The sequence below is a fragment of the Streptococcus oralis genome (assembly GCF_019334565.1).
Lineage (GTDB): Bacteria > Bacillota > Bacilli > Lactobacillales > Streptococcaceae > Streptococcus > Streptococcus oralis_CR.
On the sequence record NZ_CP079724.1, the window covers coordinates 1,097,744 to 1,113,448 of the forward strand.

Consider the following 15,705-nt stretch of genomic DNA (forward strand, 5'->3'; position numbering starts at 1 on the left):
TCCTTTATATAATTCGACCTTTTATGGTCATGTTACCAAATTAATGAAAGTTGATTAGGACAAGCTCTTGTTCAAATCAGAAAGTTCAAGATCAGCTTTATGAGGGTTGTTAACAACGATCTTACCATCAGCTGTTAAGCTAAACAAAGCTCCTTCTTCTGCTGTTCCAAGAATTGGATTCTCAACCATTTTCTCGTTACGGATACCAACAGCGACACCACCGATTCCTTGTTTAAGAAGTTTAACAGCGTGTGCACCCATGCGTGATGCCAATACACGGTCACGAGCGGTTGGTGAACCACCACGTTGGATGTGTCCAAGTTCAGTTACACGAAGGTCACTAGTGTCTCCAGCTTCCTTGAGTTTCTTACCAAACTCATTCGCAGACATAACTCCCTCAGCCAAAACGATGATGTTGTGTTTCTTACCACATTCATAACCAGCTTTGATGCTTGCAACGATATCTTCCATCTTGAAGTCTTCTTCAGGGATGATGATTTCGTCAGCACCAGTTGCGATACCTGCCCAAAGAGCGATATCACCAGCGTTACGTCCCATTACTTCAACAACGAAAGTACGACGGTGACTTGATGACGTATCACGAATCTTATCAATAGCATCCATAGCAGTCGTAACTGCAGTATCAAATCCAATTGTGAAATCAGTCCCTACGATATCGTTATCAATAGTTCCTGGAAGTCCGATAGCTGGGAATCCATGTTCCGTCAAGCGCATAGCTCCGTGATAAGAACCGTCTCCACCGATAACTACGACTCCTTCGATACCGTGTTTTTTCAATTGCTCAATCCCTTTAAGTTGGCCTTCAAGTTGTGCAAACTCAGGGTAACGAGCAGAGTGAAGGAAAGTACCACCACGAGAAATGATGTCTCCTACTGAAGCAGCATCAAGTGGATAAATTTCACCGGCAACCATACCAGCGTACCCATCATAGATACCAAAAACTTCCATTCCTTCTGAGATTGCTTGGCGAACTACTGCACGGATGGCAGCATTCATACCAGGGGCGTCTCCACCACTGGTCAAAACAGCAATACGTTTCATTTGGTTTATGCTCCTTTTTCTTTTAACATTCTTACTGATTATACCACATTTAAATCGAAAATTCTTCTATTTTCCGTATTTTTAGCGATAAATCGTTTTCATAGCAATTCCCTCTAACTTTTCCTCTAGAGCAGAATCTTTTCTTACATAATGTTGTGTAGAAACAACCGTTTTTCCTTCCTCTTCATACCTGATAATGACAGGGATTGGGCCTTTGTATTGTTCTAGGATATTTGAAATCTCTTTATCATTTTCATGATTTTTAACTTGAATCCAGAATCGTTCCGCCACTGCTTCTTTCAAATCTTGTGCAATCATTTGCAGACGACCATCTCGAGATTGAACTTTGCCATTGATGTAGTAAAATTTCCCTTCGGATAAATTGGAAGCAAATTTTCTATATTGGTCTGAAAATACAGTTACATCCATCCGAGACTTACTATCATGAACCTGTAGAAAAGCCATACTCTCGCCTTTCTTGGTTCGAATCACTTTAATCTTTTGCACTTCAACTAGGAGAGTGGCTTGAGCTCCCTCGGTTAGATTAGTGATTGGAGTGGTCGGATATAGGGCTTGTTTGGCAAGAGTTTGGAGAGGATGGGGACTGATACCTACCCCAATCAGTTCCTGCTCTTTGTAAAATTTCTCTGCCTCAGTAAAATCATCAGCTTCAGTCCAACTATAATTTGTATCCGCAAAGAGTCCACCCAACTCCTCAACAAAGACAAATAAGTTTGGTAGGTTCACTAAGATTTTCTGGCGATTCTTGTCAAATTCATCAAAAAGCCCCAGTTCAACCAAAGGCGTTAGAAGCGACAGTTTCTTGTAATTCTTGGGAAGACGTGTGACGAAATCTTCAATGCTTGAGAAAGGACGATTTTCAATAATCCAGTAAGACAAATCTCTCGGCATCCCTTTAATAGCTTTCAAACCAAGATAGATTTTCTTCTGAGCAATCTTATCATGATAGGGAATGCTGTTTATTGCTAAAGGAGCTACTTCAAAGCCCATCTGCAATGCATCTACAATGTAATCACTGCTAGAATAGTTCAACATAACTTGAAAGAAAATAGTAGGATAGTGTGTCTTGAAATAAGCTAGTTGGAATGCCAGTGCTGAGTATGCATAAGCGTGGGATCGGTTAAATCCATAACCTGCAAACTTTTCCATCACTGCAAAAACTTGGTTGGCCTTTTCTTCTGTATGCCCCAATTTCATAGCTCCTGTGATAAAATCTTCCTTCATCAGATGCATCTCTTTGGCATTTTTCTTACCCATGGCACGTCTGAGAATGTCGGCTTTACCAAGACTGAATCCTCCAAAGCGTTGAGCTACCTGCATGACCTGCTCTTGATAGAGCATAATACCGTAGGTTGATGAAAGGATGTCTTCTAAGGCAGGGTCTAACACCGTCACCTTTTCTTTACCATGCTTACGAGCGACAAAATTATCAATATAATCACTTGCCCCCGGTCTGTTGAGTGAGGTTGTGGCTACTACCTCTTCAAAGACTTGCGGCTGAACTCGTTTCAAGAGTCGAATGGCGCCAGGTTGTTCAAATTGGAAAATCCCCTTGGTATTTCCAGCAGCAAAGAGGCCCAGAGTTGCCTTGTCTTCCAAATCAATCTCTTCGATTTTCAGATGAACACCTTCTGACTCAGCCAATAATTCCTGCATTTTTTGGACAAAAGTTAAGTTACGAAGACCTAGGAAATCCATTTTTAGAAGTCCATTGGCTTCAACACCATGTGAATCATATTGAGTGATGAGCATATCCTCACCGTATTTAAGTGGAATATAGTCTGTCAGGTCTTGGTCACTCATAACAACTCCTGCCGCATGGATAGAGGTCTGACGAGGATAACCTTCAATCTTTCGAGCAATCTCAAAAGCTTTTTGGTATTCAATCTTGCTATTGATAATCTGCCTAAACTGCAAATTCTTTTCATAGGCTGTCGTTAGCGTATCTCGAAAACTGATTTTTTTCGTAATATTGGTTAATTCGTACTCAGGGACACCATAACGTTTGAAAACATCACGAATTGCCTGTTTTGCTCCAAAGGTCGAATAAGTGACAATCTGTGCCACATGTTGACTACCATACCGATCACGAACATAGCGAATGAACTCCGGCCTATAAAGGTCAGGGATGTCGATATCGATATCGGGCATGGTATAACGCTCACGATTTAAAAAGCGCTCGAAAATCAAGTTCTTTTCAACCGGATCAATCCCTGTAATATCCAGTGAGTAAGCTACTAGACTACCAACCGCAGAACCACGCCCCATTCCCATATAGTAGCCTTGGGAACGTCCAAAACGGAGCAAATCCCAAACTACAAGGAAATAGTCGTCAAAGCCCATATCATGAATCACAGCTAATTCCTCATTCAGTCGCTCATGATAAATAGCTGAGGTTAGCCCCTTGTCACTCAAGCCTTGCTCAGCTCTCTCTCTAAGTTCTTCGACCGCTGGTCTTTCAGGATTAAAGCGAGGAAGTTTTAAACTTGGGTCGATTTGATAGCTTACATTCTCTATCAGACCTTGGAGATTGGCAAGCGCCTGAGGAAAACGATTTTTAAATCTTGCTTCTAAGTCTGAGGCTGGTAGAAAGATTCCCTGTTGTGAATGTAGATCCACTTCTCTCAGGCTGACATTGTCCTTGACTGCTGACAAGATTTGTAAAACCTGTAGGTCTTCTTTTTCAAAAGAGTTGACTTGATAGAGTGGAAGAATGGGTCTGGTAAAGACTTCTTGAGGAGTATCTGGACTAACACCGATAAAAAAATCAACCCCCAAATCCAACTGTTCGACCCCATTAAAATAGGGAACAATAATAGCAACATCTTCGAGGTGGGAGGTGAAGTCAGACCAATTTTTCCGTCCAGTCATTTTTAAAGTGGATAACTTCATCAACTCTTGATAACCTTTAGTGGATAGGGCTAGAAAACGTAGAGAGAGATTCTCCTCATCTTTGACCAAGGTCATTTCTAAACCAATTAAAGGCTGAATGCCATGCTTACGAGTTGCTTCTAGAAAATGATAGGCTCCATAGAGATTATCTACATCCATGATAGCAAGGTGAGAATAGCCGTATTCTTTAGCCATTTGTACATATTTTTCAATCGAAACCACACTTTCCATAAAACTATAAACAGTCTTGGTGTCGAGCTGTGCAATCATTTCTTCTCCTCCTTGCTTTCGTTTTACTACTATTATACCATTTTAAGCTGGATATTGAAGCAACTCTGCACTTTCTTTTCAATATCATCAGTTACAAACTTTTTCATTTTTTAAAGGAAGCAAATAAAAAATTAATATTATATAATAGTTTTAAATGTAAATTTAGATATATTTATACCAAACGAAGAATAATAAAGATAGGAGTTATATGCAGTTTTACATATAAAAATCTCTAGAAAAAGGCTTACTTCTATGGTATTTATTCAGCATTTTATAATAACTTACCAAATAGATATGCTGGTTTAAGAAATTTATTTCATTTAAGTTTATTTATTCCATTTTTCCCTCTTTTTTGATATAATAAATCCAGTCTGTTTTCAAAGGAGAGAAACATGCGTTTTAATCAATTCAGCTACCAACCAACCACTAGTTCTCAACGATTTGAGGAATTAGAAGGTCTTGGTCTAAAGCTGTCACCCCAACTGTCCTTAAAAAGACAGTTTGAAGACTTCATTCGTTGGAGTTTTTTCACTTATTCTAACACGAATTATGCCTTGTCCACATTGGCTGCGGATAAAGAAACAGATTTAGTAACCTTTTTCCAGTCAGACCGTGAGTTAACTGCGGAGATTTTCTACACAGTAGTTTTTCAACTTTTAGGATTTAGCTATCTTGTTGACTTTGAGGATGCCGAACAGTTTCGTAAAGAAACTGGTTTTCCTATTGTTTATGGAGATCTCATTGAAAATCTTTATCAGTTACTCAATACGCGAACGAAAAAAGGAAACACGTTCATCGATCAGCTTGTTAGTGATGGACTCATTTCAGAAGATAATCACTACCACTACTTTAACGGTAAGAGCTTGGCAACCTTCTCTACTCACAATGTCATTCGTGAAGTCGTATATGTCGAGAGCCGTGTGGATACTGATAACGACGGTCTCCCTGACTTAGTCAAGGTCAGCATTATTCGCCCGCGTTATGATGGTCAAGTACCTGCTCTTATGACTGCCAGCCCTTATCACCAAGGGACCAACGACAAAGCCAGTGACAAGGCTCTCTACAAAATGGAAGGGGAGCTTGAGGTCAAACTGCCCCACACCATTGAACTTGAGGAACCTAAGCTGAATTTAGTTGAACCTCATGGTCAAGCAGAAGTCGTCTCAGAAGCTGAAGAAAAGCTATCTCATATCAATAGCTCATATACTCTAAATGACTACTTCCTCCCACGTGGATTTGCCAATCTCTATGTATCGGGTGTTGGTACCAGGGATTCCCAAGGGCTCATGACCAATGGTGACTACCAGCAGATTGAAGCTTATAAAAATGTCATTGACTGGCTCAATGGCCGTTGTCGTGCTTTCACCGACCACACGCGCAAACGCCAAGTCAAAGCTGACTGGTCAAACGGCAAAGTCGCAACAACAGGTATTTCCTATCTAGGTACCATGTCCAATGGTCTCGCCACCACTGGTGTTGATGGCTTAGAAGTCATCATCGCGGAAGCAGGTATTTCCTCTTGGTACAACTACTATCGGGAAAATGGTCTAGTGACTAGCCCAGGTGGCTATCCAGGTGAGGATTTTGACTCACTTGCTGAACTGACCTACTCTCGCAACCTCCAAGCCGGTGACTATATTCGTGGCAATGAAGCTCATCAGGCAGATTTAGAGAAGGTTAAAGAGAAACTCGATCGCAAGACTGGTGACTACAATCAGTTTTGGCATGACCGCAACTATCTGCTCAATGCTCACAAGGTTCAAGCTGAGGTCGTCTTTACGCATGGTTCCCAGGATTGGAACGTCAAACCTCTTCATGTTTACCAGATGTTTCATGCTCTTCCTAGCCATATCAATAAGCACCTCTTTTTCCATCATGGTGCCCATGTCTATATGAACAACTGGCAGTCGATCGACTTCCGCGAGTCCATGAATGCCTTGTTAAGTAAGAAATTGTTAGGACTTGACTCAGGCTATCAACTTCCGACTGTCATCTGGCAGGACAATATCGCACCGCAAAAATGGCAAGGTCTTGATAACTTTGGCAAGCAGGATGAACTGCATACCTTCTCTCTTGGTAATGAGGAAAAAGTGATTCAAAACCAGTATGATCAAGAAGATTTTGAGCGTTATGGCAAGACTTACCAGACCTTCAACACAGAACTTTACCAAGGAAAAGCCAATCAGATCACCATTGACCTTCCAGTAAGTCAAGACATTCATTTAAATGGTCGAGTCAAGCTGAAACTTCGTGTCAAATCAAGTACAAACAAAGGGCTCTTATCAGCCCAACTGTTAGAACTTGGACAAAAGAAATATCTACAGCCTTATCCAGCTGTTTTAAGTGCTAGAACCATTGACAACGGTCGCTACCACATGCTTGAAAATCTCTGCGAACTGCCATTCAATCCAAGTGCCCAACGTGTCATCACTAAAGGCTACCTCAATCTTCAAAATAGAAAAGATTTACTCTTAGTAGAGGATATCACTGCGGATGAATGGATGGAGGTGCAATTTGAACTGCAACCAACTATTTACAAGTTAAAAAAAGGAGATTCTCTCCGTTTGGTCCTCTATACGACTGACTTTGAAATTACAATTCGAGACAATACAGACTATCAATTGACTGTTGATTTAGCACAGTCTAGTCTTATCCTACCTTGTCAAAAGGTATAATCTACCAGACTTTCAATATGGAAATATTCAAAGGAAAAGTTAATGAATTTGACCATTGAACTTCCTATAACCAAGGCTTTCCACTTGAACAGTCGAATCAAACATAAACTTCGTATCAAATCCAGTTCATCTGAAAGCATTTTAGAAGCCCTAGATAGAACTTGGACAAAAGATGCTCCCTCTAACCAACATGTGTAACCATTTATCATACACGCTACCAGACCACATGTTGGAAATCTCTGTGAATTACATTTAGAGTGAATTCACAAAACGCCGTGACAAAAAGCTACCCAAATTAAATGATTCACTGTCATTAAAGAACATCAATGTAGATGAACAGATTGCTACCCAGTTTATCTGCACCCAACTAGTAACAAGTTAAAAGAAGGAGAATCTCTCCATCTAGTTCTTTATCCTACTGACTTTAAAATCATCATACGTGACAATACCGCCTACCACCCGACTGACATTTTCGTTCAGTCCACGCTACTGTACCTTGTAAAAGGAGTACTTACTTTATGAACAAATCAGAACACAGACACCAACTTATCCGCGCCCTCGTTTCAAAAAACAAAATCCATACACAAGCTGAATTACAAGCATTATTAGCGGAAAATGATATCCAAGTTACTCAGGCTACCTTATCACGCGATATCAAAACCATGAACCTTTCAAAAGTGCGCGAAGAGGATAATTCTTATTATGTGCTAAATACAGGCTCTATCTCCAAGTGGGAAAAACGTCTTGAAAACTATATGGAAGACGCTCTTGTTATGCTGCGTCCTGTGCAACACCAGGTTATTTTGAAAACTTTACCCGGTTTAGCCCAATCATTTGGATCTGTAATTGATTCCTTGGCCTTTCCAGATATCGTTGCAACCCTTTGTGGAGACGATGTCTGCATGATTATCTGTGAAGATGCTACAAAAGCGCAAGCGTGTTTTGAAAGTCTTAAAAAATATGCACCACCATTTTTCTTTAGTGAATAAAACAAATCCCGTGATTAAAAGATCACGGGAATTTTTTATTTCTTTGACTGTGTTTCTTCTTTCATTATACGCGCCAATCGAAGAGCACGTTTAGGATTTAGACGATTAAACAATTCTTCTAGTTTCTTTTCATTCCACACATCTGCTGCAGAAACAAAATTTCCATCTGCATCTCGGAATGATATCGGTTTATCTCCCATATCAATCTCCTAGTCTACAAATTCAAACTCAAATTTACCGATGCGAACCAAATCACCATCTTTGGCTCCACGTGCACGAAGGGCTTCGTCAACCCCCATACCACGAAGCTGACGGGCAAACTTCATGACCGATTCGTCACGGTCAAAGTTGGTCATGTTAAAGAGTTTCATGAGTTTCTCACCAGAAAGCACCCATGTCGCATCATCATCACGACTAATCTCAAAGGCTTTTTCTTCCTCGTCAAAGCCATAGTAAGCCTCTTCTTCCATATCGGATTCATCATAAATCGGGAATTCTGGAGTCTTGTCTAACAATTCAGCTGTCGCGTCCAAAAGAGTCGCCAAGCCTTGCTTAGTCAGACCAGAAATTGGGAAGATGGCTGGAAGTTCCTCAAACTCGTCGTAGTTTGCTGCCAACTTTTCCTTAAAAGTTTTTAGATTTTCCTGACTTTCAGGCATATCCATCTTGTTGGCCACAATGATCTGTGGACGTTCCATGAGACGAAGGTTATAAGATTCCAATTCCTTATTGATCGCAAGGTAGTCCTCATAAGGATCACGTCCTTCACTAGCTGACATATCGATGACATGGAGGATAACTCGAGTGCGTTCGATATGACGGAGAAACTGGGTTCCAAGACCAACACCTTGACTAGCTCCTTCAATCAAACCTGGAAGGTCAGCTACTGCAAAAGAATCACCTGACTGCGTACGAACCATACCCAAATTAGGGACAATCGTCGTAAAGTGGTAAGCACCGATTTTGGGTTTAGCTGAAGTGATGACACTAAGCAATGTTGACTTTCCAACAGATGGGAAACCGACCAAGCCGACATCCGCTAGAATCTTCAATTCCAGTTGCAACTCACGTTCTTGTCCTGGTTCTCCATTCTCAGAGATTTCAGGTGCAGGATTTTTGGGAGTGGCAAAACGGATATTTCCACGACCACCTCGACCGCCATGAGCCACGATAAATTCCTGACCATGTTCAATCAAGTCTGTAATGACTTTACCTGTTTCCGCATCACATACAGTAGTCCCCTGTGGCACGCGAACACGTAGATCTTCTGCACCACGTCCGTGCATTCCTTTGGTCATTCCTTTTTCACCGGAATCAGCCTTGAAATGACGGTTATAACGGAAATCCATCAAGGTACGCAAGCCTTCGTCTACCACGAAAACAACATTACCTCCACGTCCACCATCACCACCCCAAGGACCGCCATTAGGGACATATTTTTCACGGCGAAAGGCAACCATGCCATCGCCACCATTACCAGCCTTGACCTTAATCTTGGCAGTATCTAAAAACATACTCATATTTTCTTCTCACTTTAAAAAGGCTGGGGAGAACCCAGTCATTAGTTATTGTTTCTATCCTCGTAGCTTGCTTAGAATCTACTAAAAGCTCCAAGCGCAGTTGCAAAGATACCAGCAAGGGTTACAAACAACATGATGAGCACGACAACAAGTGTCACCTTTTCAAACAAAGTTTTTTTACGTTTTCCGTTATCTCCAAAAGCCATAACTTCTCCTTTTTCTATATAATTCTAATTTAATATTCTGTTGAAACTGGTGCAATCAACCATAAAATGATATAAGCAAGGACTCCTGTCCCATAACAAAATGCAAGAACAGCCCAAATGACACGAACAATTGTTGGATCAATATCAAAATAATGAGCAACTCCTGCGCATACTCCACCAATTTTTTGATCTTTTCCGCTTCTCATTAATTTTTTCATTTTTTCTTCCTCTTATTCTATTATTTGAATTCGTCTCTCCAATAATCTCTGATGCTAGACAATTGTTTTCGAGACGCTCTTAAAATACGCTTGGATTCTTTTACTGGGCTTGTAACAGCTTGTTGAGGTAGATAGAGAATCGTTTTTAAGAAGCGCTGAGTGACAGGTTGTCCATCATGTAGCTCATGTTCAAAGTTATTTGAGATAATGGCATCAAGGTAAAACTCATGAACTCGTTTCCCAAAATTTTCAGCCGAAATCTCGTACAACTTATCAGCCAACTTTTGTTCAGACATATCAGGAGTAGCGATCAATGCTTCAAGGATAGCGCCCGCAAGCTCTCGTTCTCCATAGTAGAGGGTCCCAAACATTTTATCATTGATCAGATTTTCAAGATAGGGATTGCCATGAGCAATAACAGGCGTTCCACTGGCTAGACTTTCTAGATAGGTTAAACCCTGAGTTTCACTCGTAGAGGCTGAAATAAAGAAATCAGCTGCTTTATAGTACAAGGCTGTCTCACTCGGAGCAATCATACCTGTAAAAATCACATGTTTTTGTATGTTTAATTTCCCTGCTTGTTCTTTCAGACTATCCAGATAAGGTCCGTCTCCAGCAACAACCAACTTCACCTTATCTTCTTCTTTCAAAACCTGCGCAAAGGCTGCTAAGACTGCTTGGATATTCTTCTCAAAGGAGATACGAGAAAGACTCAGCAGCATTTTCTCGCCTTCCTGAATACCTAACTTCGAGCGAAGCTCTAGTAAGTTTTCCTCTTTGATCTCAGGTCGTTTAAACTTAGCCAGCTCAATTCCAGTTGGGATGACACGCTTTTCAACCTTGACTTTGTATTTAGATAAAAGGTCACGAACAATCTCACTAGGGCAAATCACGCCATCTACATCATGAAGGAAGCCACGCACCAAATATTTTACCATACTCGGACGAATTAGCATGCCCTTAGCAATGTAATGCACATAGTCTTCATACTGGGTATGGTAGGTATGAATAACTGGAATTTTCAATTCTCTCGCAATCCAAATCCCTAACAAACCAAGTGAAAATTCTGTCTGGGTATGAATGATATCGAGTTGATACTGCTTGGCAATTTCAAGCGCCTTTGTAAAACCTCGGTAGGCAAATCGTCGATCCTTAAACGCAAAGAAAGGGACACTCGGAATGCGAATAATTTGCCAATCCTCGTAGCGGTTCACATCTTTATCTGTTGTTGTAAAGATAAAAACTGCATGCCCCTGCTTTTCAAGCTCAGTTTTCAAAGTCCGAATACTAGTCGCGACCCCGGAAACCTGAGGGAAATAGGTATCTGTAAATAAACCAATTCGCATAAATTACCTCACTTTTTGCCCAAAGCAGCCTGTTCTCGATAAAATTTTAACCAGATTTCCAACAAATGCTCCTCAGAGTACTCTTTGGAGATCTCGCAAGCTTTTTCTTTCAAGTCTTTTAAGGCTTCAGAATCATTCTTGTATTCTAGGATTGCTTCTCTCATCTCGGAAACATCACTTGTAGCACGATAATTCCCATCAAGAATAACCTTATATAGATCCAAGTCCCTCAACATAATAGGAGCCTCGCAACTAGCGGCCTCTAAGATGGTCATAGGGAATAATTCATTATAACTTGGTAGCAAGAACAGATCCGCCATAGCATAAAGTTCCCGCATCCGTTCGGGTGACACAATTCCGGGGAAAATAAGATTTTTTGGTGGATTGTCCATTATCTTCTTGTAGCGTTCGTAACCATCTGTCATCCCACCAAATGAAAAACCACCTGCCCAGATAAAGGTAATTTCTGGCAATTCCTCAGCAAGACGGATAAAATCATCAATCCCTTTACGTTTCTGAACCTGACCCGCACCGATTACGACAAACTGATCTTCCGCAAGATCCATTTCCTTCCGGAGTTGTGCAACCTGTTCAGCTGGTAATGGATGCCATTTTTCTTTGTTTACAAAATTTGGGATGTAAGTCACTTTTTCACGCGGAATACCAGCAGCCACTAAATCCTCGATAAACATGGGATTGACCACCACTAAGTGTTCCATTCGGTTATAAAAGGAAAAAACATAGCGTTTGACAATTCCTTTTAGGAAAAATGGGATCTTCAAACTCCCCTCAAGCGTATCAGGCAAAAAATGCACATAGCCAATTTTTCTCCCAGAGCGTTTCTTTTGGAAAGTAGATAAATAATAGGGGAAATCAATGGTATGAAAGTGAGTTACATCCGCTTCTACAGGAAGATTCTCTGTAACAATCAACTGGTCTTTGGCATCGCGGTGAAGGAGACTAACCAATTCTCGATAAGCTCCTGACACTCCTTGACCAGCTACTTTTTCACTTGAGCTTAGCATATTAATACGCAATTTTTCGTTTTCCATACCTTCCATTATACCATTTTATTTCCAGAAAATCAGCAAAAGAAAGAAGAGACCAAAGGAAAAAGGATAAAATTACCTTATTTTCCAATCGTCTCTCTCATTTTTTTAGTCTTTATTTAATTCCTAGGGCGATACGCGCGTATCGGCTCATTTTTTCAACCGTCCAAGCTGGATACCAGACCAATTTAACTTCGGTATTGGTTACCTCAGGCACTTCTGTCATCGCATCATGTATCTGGTCTGTCAAAAGGTCAGCCAGTGGGCAGCCCATAGTTGTCAAGGTCATATCAATTTCAGTGTGACCTGTTTCACCATCAAAACGAATTTCATAAATCAAACCTAGGTTGACAATATCAATCCCCAACTCAGGGTCGATGACTTCTTCCAAAGCATTTAAAATGCGTGTTTTGATCGTTTCAATTTGCTCTTCTGTATAAGCCATGTTATTCCTCACTCTTAGTCTTCAATAAAATCACGAAGCGGTTTGCTGCGACTTGGTTGACGCAATTTTCTCAAAGCCTTGGCTTCGATCTGACGGATACGCTCACGAGTTACGTTAAAGACTTTACCAACATCTTCAAGAGTGCGCATTTTTCCATCGTCCAAACCGAAACGCAAGCGCAAGACGTTTTCTTCACGGTCTGTGAGAGTATCCAAAACTTCATCCAACTGCTCACGCAAGACGATACGAGTTGTGTAGTCTACTGGATTTTCAATCACTTCGTCTTCGATAAAGTCCCCAAGATGGCTATCGTCCTCTTCACCAATCGGTGTTTCAAGTGATACTGGTTCTTGGGCAATCTTTAGGATTTCACGGACCTTGTCAGGTGTCATATCCATACGCTCAGCGATTTGTTCAGGAGTTGGATCTTGTCCCAATTCTTGAAGGAGATTACGCTGTTCACGGACAAGCTTATTAATGGTTTCTACCATGTGGACAGGGATACGAATAGTGCGGGCCTGGTCAGCAATGGCACGAGTGATTGCCTGACGAATCCACCAAGTTGCATACGTAGAAAACTTAAATCCTTTTGAATAGTCAAACTTGTCAACAGCCTTCATCAAGCCCATGTTTCCTTCTTGGATCAAGTCAAGAAATTGCATACCACGCCCTACGTAGCGCTTAGCAATCGAAACCACCAAACGAAGGTTGGCTTCTGCAAGACGTTGTTTGGCTTCAATATCACCAGCCTCAACTGCTAGGGCCAATTCTTTTTCCTCTTCGTTGGTCAAGAGAGGAACGACCCCGATTTCCTTCAAATACATACGGACTGGGTCATTAACCTTGGCAGAAGTTGAGCCAATCAAGTCCTCATCACTGAGTTCTGGTTCTTCTTCTGCACTAAGCACACGCGCACTTGGATTTCCTTCATTATCTGTGATAGAAATTCCAGCATCCTGAATCCGTTGCAAAAGGTCTTCAATGCCGTCTGCATCGAGGGTGAAAGGAATAACCAGACTTGAATTGATTTCGTCATCTGTTGCTGTTCCTGTTTTTTTGTGGTTACGGATAAAGTCTGCTACTTGCACATCAAATGTGGTTACTTCTTTTTGTTTTGTTGCCATTATTACTCCATTCTTCTCTTTTGGGAAATCAATCGTTGCAATTCTTCCAAGGCTGTGTCTGTATCTCCTACATGACTAGCTTCCTGCACTTTCTTTTTAATTCGTAAGTTGTCCTTGCTGAGGAGGGCACGGTTTCGAGTCGCTTCTACTTCTACTAGCTCTTGAGGCGACATCTCAGCTGGCAAATCCAGACTAAGCACGTGATACCAAGCATTTTCAACCTCAGGCGTCTGATGAGAAAGCTCCTCTGAGCCGATTTCTCCCTGCTCACTTAATAATTCGTAAAGAATCTGAAATTCTGGGGTATCAAAGAAAAAATCTTCCCTTAATCGGTAGTCATTTAGAACAACTGGATTCTCAGCCATCCTATAAAGGAGATGAGCCTCTGCTCTCATGACTGCTGTCAGTTGTCGCGTTACAGGTAAACTAATCGCTGCTGGAGGTTGCTCCTCTTTGACTCTTTCCTGCCTTTGAACAATTCGATTTTCATTTACTATCTGTTCCACCTGCTGGTAATCAAAAGAAGGTAGATTATCCGCCAGAATGTGGATATAAGAATTCTGGGCAGTGATAGACTTTTCCTTGGCGATTAGGGGAGCAATCTTTTCAATGAACTCGATTTGCGCCTGCAAATTATCACTATTTTCCGGCTTGAGATGGTGAATATAGAACTCTATAGGACTAATCCGAGTCTTGGTTAAAAGGTAAGCCAGGTCCTCAGCAGAATTCTTTTGTAAATATTCATCTGGGTCCATGGCATCAGGTACTCGAACAACCTCCACTGAAAAGTCTTTTAACTCCTCTAAAGCCTTGGCTGTTGCTGCCTGCCCTGCCTTGTCGCCATCATAGCTGAGAACAATTTTTTTGGTAAAGCGTTTGAGGTGGTCAACATGCTCCTTGCTTAAGGCTGTTCCCATGGAAGCCACAGCATTTTCTATACCAGCACGGTAGGCTGCGATCACATCCATGAAGCCTTCCATCAGATAGAGCTCTGTAATCTTACCTGTTCCCTTTTTTGCCTTATCCAAATGATACAATTCGTAACTCTTGTTAAAAATTGCAGTCGAGCGACTATTTTTATATTTGGCAGTCTGACTGTCAGTTTCTTGCCAGATACGACCTGAAAATGCAATGACCTGTCCCTTGTCATTGGTCAAAGGAAAGATGATCCGTCCAAAAAAAGTATCATAAAATTGATTACCATCTGACAGATAAAACAAGCCCGAATCCAATAAATCCTTTTCCTCAAACTTGTCAGCCAAACGTTGATAGAGATAAGTTCTCTCTGCTGGAGCTAGTCCAATCTGGAAGTGCTTCAGAACATCATCTGTCAATCCGCGTTTGTAGAGATAAGCCCTTGCTTCTTCTCCCATCTTGGTCGTCATGAGGATGGCATGGTAAAAACGGGCAGCTTCTTCATGCATATCATATAGTGCTTGATGAGGGGAAGTTTGTTGAGGACGAGACTGTACCGGCGTAGCCAGTTGAATACCGAGGCGCTCTCCTAAGAGCTGAACGGCTTCCATGAAGGACACACCTTGGTATTCTTCGATGAACTTAAAGACATCTCCTGAACGCCCACATCCAAAACAGTGATAAAACTGCTTGTCTTCCACAACGTTGAAAGAGGGGGTCTTTTCACCATGAAAAGGACAGAGCCCTAAATAGTTCCGTCCAGCCTTCTGTAAAGAAATCACATCACCTATGACTTCCACAATGTTGGCATTGTTTTTGATTTCTTCAATGACTTGCTTGTCAACCATACACAATACCTCCATCTTATCATAGTTTCACGTAAACTAGTATAGCTTATTTCTGAAAAAAAGTAAACCATTTCATACGCTTTCCGTAATTCTCTTTGCCTTATTTTTCTAGATAGAAAGAGGGG

General features: G+C 41.2%; 14 protein-coding genes. 3 read left to right on the forward strand and 11 right to left on the reverse strand.

Going from position 1 to position 15,705, the window contains the following annotated elements; genetic code table 11:
* Positions 1-54: 54 nt before the first annotated feature.
* A complete protein-coding gene (gene pfkA / locus KX728_RS05445; protein ID WP_000820876.1) occupies positions 55-1,062 on the reverse strand; it encodes a 6-phosphofructokinase in 1,008 nt (335 codons plus the stop codon).
* Positions 1,063-1,143: 81 nt separating this feature from the next.
* Positions 1,144-4,245, reverse strand: a complete 3,102-nt coding sequence (locus KX728_RS05450; protein WP_215804611.1) for a DNA polymerase III subunit alpha — start codon at positions 4,243-4,245, stop codon at positions 1,144-1,146.
* A gap of 392 nt (positions 4,246-4,637) precedes the next feature.
* On the opposite strand from KX728_RS05450, the gene KX728_RS05455 reads away from it, so the two are divergent.
* The 3 genes from KX728_RS05455 to KX728_RS05465 all read left to right on the forward strand — a co-directional run bounded on the left by KX728_RS05455 (position 4,638) and on the right by KX728_RS05465 (position 7,909).
* On the forward strand, positions 4,638-6,920 hold the full coding sequence (locus tag KX728_RS05455) for a Xaa-Pro dipeptidyl-peptidase (protein WP_215804610.1): 2,283 nt from the start codon (positions 4,638-4,640) through the stop codon (positions 6,918-6,920).
* A 42-nt stretch (positions 6,921-6,962) separates the two neighbouring features.
* Positions 6,963-7,118 (forward strand): hypothetical protein, encoded by a 156-nt coding sequence (locus KX728_RS05460; RefSeq protein WP_215804609.1) that lies wholly within the window; start codon positions 6,963-6,965, stop codon positions 7,116-7,118.
* A 320-nt stretch (positions 7,119-7,438) separates the two neighbouring features.
* The gene (locus tag KX728_RS05465) at positions 7,439-7,909 is read left to right on the forward strand and encodes an arginine repressor (RefSeq protein WP_001043018.1); all 471 of its coding nucleotides are present in this window, start codon (positions 7,439-7,441) and stop codon (positions 7,907-7,909) included.
* Between the two features lie 35 nt (positions 7,910-7,944).
* Here the strand turns inward: KX728_RS05465 and KX728_RS05470 are convergent, their stop codons facing one another.
* The 9 genes from KX728_RS05470 to dnaG all read right to left on the reverse strand — a co-directional run bounded on the left by KX728_RS05470 (position 7,945) and on the right by dnaG (position 15,580).
* Entirely contained in the window at positions 7,945-8,109 is a 165-nt protein-coding gene (locus KX728_RS05470; protein ID WP_215804608.1) for a hypothetical protein, read from the reverse strand.
* A 9-nt stretch (positions 8,110-8,118) separates the two neighbouring features.
* Positions 8,119-9,429, reverse strand: a complete 1,311-nt coding sequence (obgE, locus tag KX728_RS05475; protein WP_215804607.1) for a GTPase ObgE — start codon at positions 9,427-9,429, stop codon at positions 8,119-8,121.
* A 71-nt stretch (positions 9,430-9,500) separates the two neighbouring features.
* On the reverse strand, positions 9,501-9,635 hold the full coding sequence (locus tag KX728_RS05480; protein WP_000863851.1) for a DUF4044 domain-containing protein: 135 nt from the start codon (positions 9,633-9,635) through the stop codon (positions 9,501-9,503).
* Between the two features lie 29 nt (positions 9,636-9,664).
* Positions 9,665-9,853: a PspC domain-containing protein gene (locus KX728_RS05485; RefSeq protein WP_000735790.1), complete on the reverse strand. Its 189-nt coding sequence runs from the start codon at positions 9,851-9,853 to the stop codon at positions 9,665-9,667.
* A gap of 20 nt (positions 9,854-9,873) precedes the next feature.
* On the reverse strand, positions 9,874-11,199 hold the full coding sequence (locus KX728_RS05490) for a glycosyltransferase family 4 protein (RefSeq protein ID WP_215804606.1): 1,326 nt from the start codon (positions 11,197-11,199) through the stop codon (positions 9,874-9,876).
* A gap of 8 nt (positions 11,200-11,207) precedes the next feature.
* Positions 11,208-12,251 (reverse strand): glycosyltransferase family 4 protein, encoded by a 1,044-nt coding sequence (locus KX728_RS05495; RefSeq protein WP_000426713.1) that lies wholly within the window; start codon positions 12,249-12,251, stop codon positions 11,208-11,210.
* Between the two features lie 112 nt (positions 12,252-12,363).
* Entirely contained in the window at positions 12,364-12,693 is a 330-nt protein-coding gene (locus tag KX728_RS05500; protein ID WP_000331932.1) for a metal-sulfur cluster assembly factor, read from the reverse strand.
* 14 nt (positions 12,694-12,707) lie between these two features.
* Positions 12,708-13,817 carry an RNA polymerase sigma factor RpoD gene (gene rpoD / locus KX728_RS05505; protein ID WP_000201892.1) on the reverse strand — a complete coding sequence of 370 codons (1,110 nt, stop codon included), beginning with the start codon at positions 13,815-13,817 and terminating at the stop codon, positions 12,708-12,710.
* A gap of 2 nt (positions 13,818-13,819) precedes the next feature.
* On the reverse strand, positions 13,820-15,580 hold the full coding sequence (dnaG, locus tag KX728_RS05510; RefSeq protein ID WP_219108605.1) for a DNA primase: 1,761 nt from the start codon (positions 15,578-15,580) through the stop codon (positions 13,820-13,822).
* Positions 15,581-15,705 lie beyond the last annotated feature (125 nt).

Excerpts from the sequence above, each read along its gene's own strand:
- pfkA (WP_000820876.1), bottom strand. The coding sequence starts at position 1,062 with ATGAAACGTATTGCTGTTTTGACCAGTGGTGGAGACGCCCCTGGTATG.
- KX728_RS05450 (WP_215804611.1), bottom strand. The coding sequence starts at position 4,245 with ATGATTGCACAGCTCGACACCAAGACTGTTTATAGTTTTATGGAAAGT.
- KX728_RS05455 (WP_215804610.1), top strand. The coding sequence starts at position 4,638 with ATGCGTTTTAATCAATTCAGCTACCAACCAACCACTAGTTCTCAACGA.
- KX728_RS05460 (WP_215804609.1), top strand. The coding sequence starts at position 6,963 with ATGAATTTGACCATTGAACTTCCTATAACCAAGGCTTTCCACTTGAAC.
- KX728_RS05465 (WP_001043018.1), top strand. The coding sequence starts at position 7,439 with ATGAACAAATCAGAACACAGACACCAACTTATCCGCGCCCTCGTTTCA.
- KX728_RS05470 (WP_215804608.1), bottom strand. The coding sequence starts at position 8,109 with ATGGGAGATAAACCGATATCATTCCGAGATGCAGATGGAAATTTTGTT.
- obgE (WP_215804607.1), bottom strand. The coding sequence starts at position 9,429 with ATGAGTATGTTTTTAGATACTGCCAAGATTAAGGTCAAGGCTGGTAAT.
- KX728_RS05480 (WP_000863851.1), bottom strand. The coding sequence starts at position 9,635 with ATGGCTTTTGGAGATAACGGAAAACGTAAAAAAACTTTGTTTGAAAAG.
- KX728_RS05485 (WP_000735790.1), bottom strand. The coding sequence starts at position 9,853 with ATGAAAAAATTAATGAGAAGCGGAAAAGATCAAAAAATTGGTGGAGTA.
- KX728_RS05490 (WP_215804606.1), bottom strand. The coding sequence starts at position 11,199 with ATGCGAATTGGTTTATTTACAGATACCTATTTCCCTCAGGTTTCCGGG.
- KX728_RS05495 (WP_000426713.1), bottom strand. The coding sequence starts at position 12,251 with ATGGAAAACGAAAAATTGCGTATTAATATGCTAAGCTCAAGTGAAAAA.
- KX728_RS05500 (WP_000331932.1), bottom strand. The coding sequence starts at position 12,693 with ATGGCTTATACAGAAGAGCAAATTGAAACGATCAAAACACGCATTTTA.
- rpoD (WP_000201892.1), bottom strand. The coding sequence starts at position 13,817 with ATGGCAACAAAACAAAAAGAAGTAACCACATTTGATGTGCAAGTAGCA.
- dnaG (WP_219108605.1), bottom strand. The coding sequence starts at position 15,580 with ATGGTTGACAAGCAAGTCATTGAAGAAATCAAAAACAATGCCAACATT.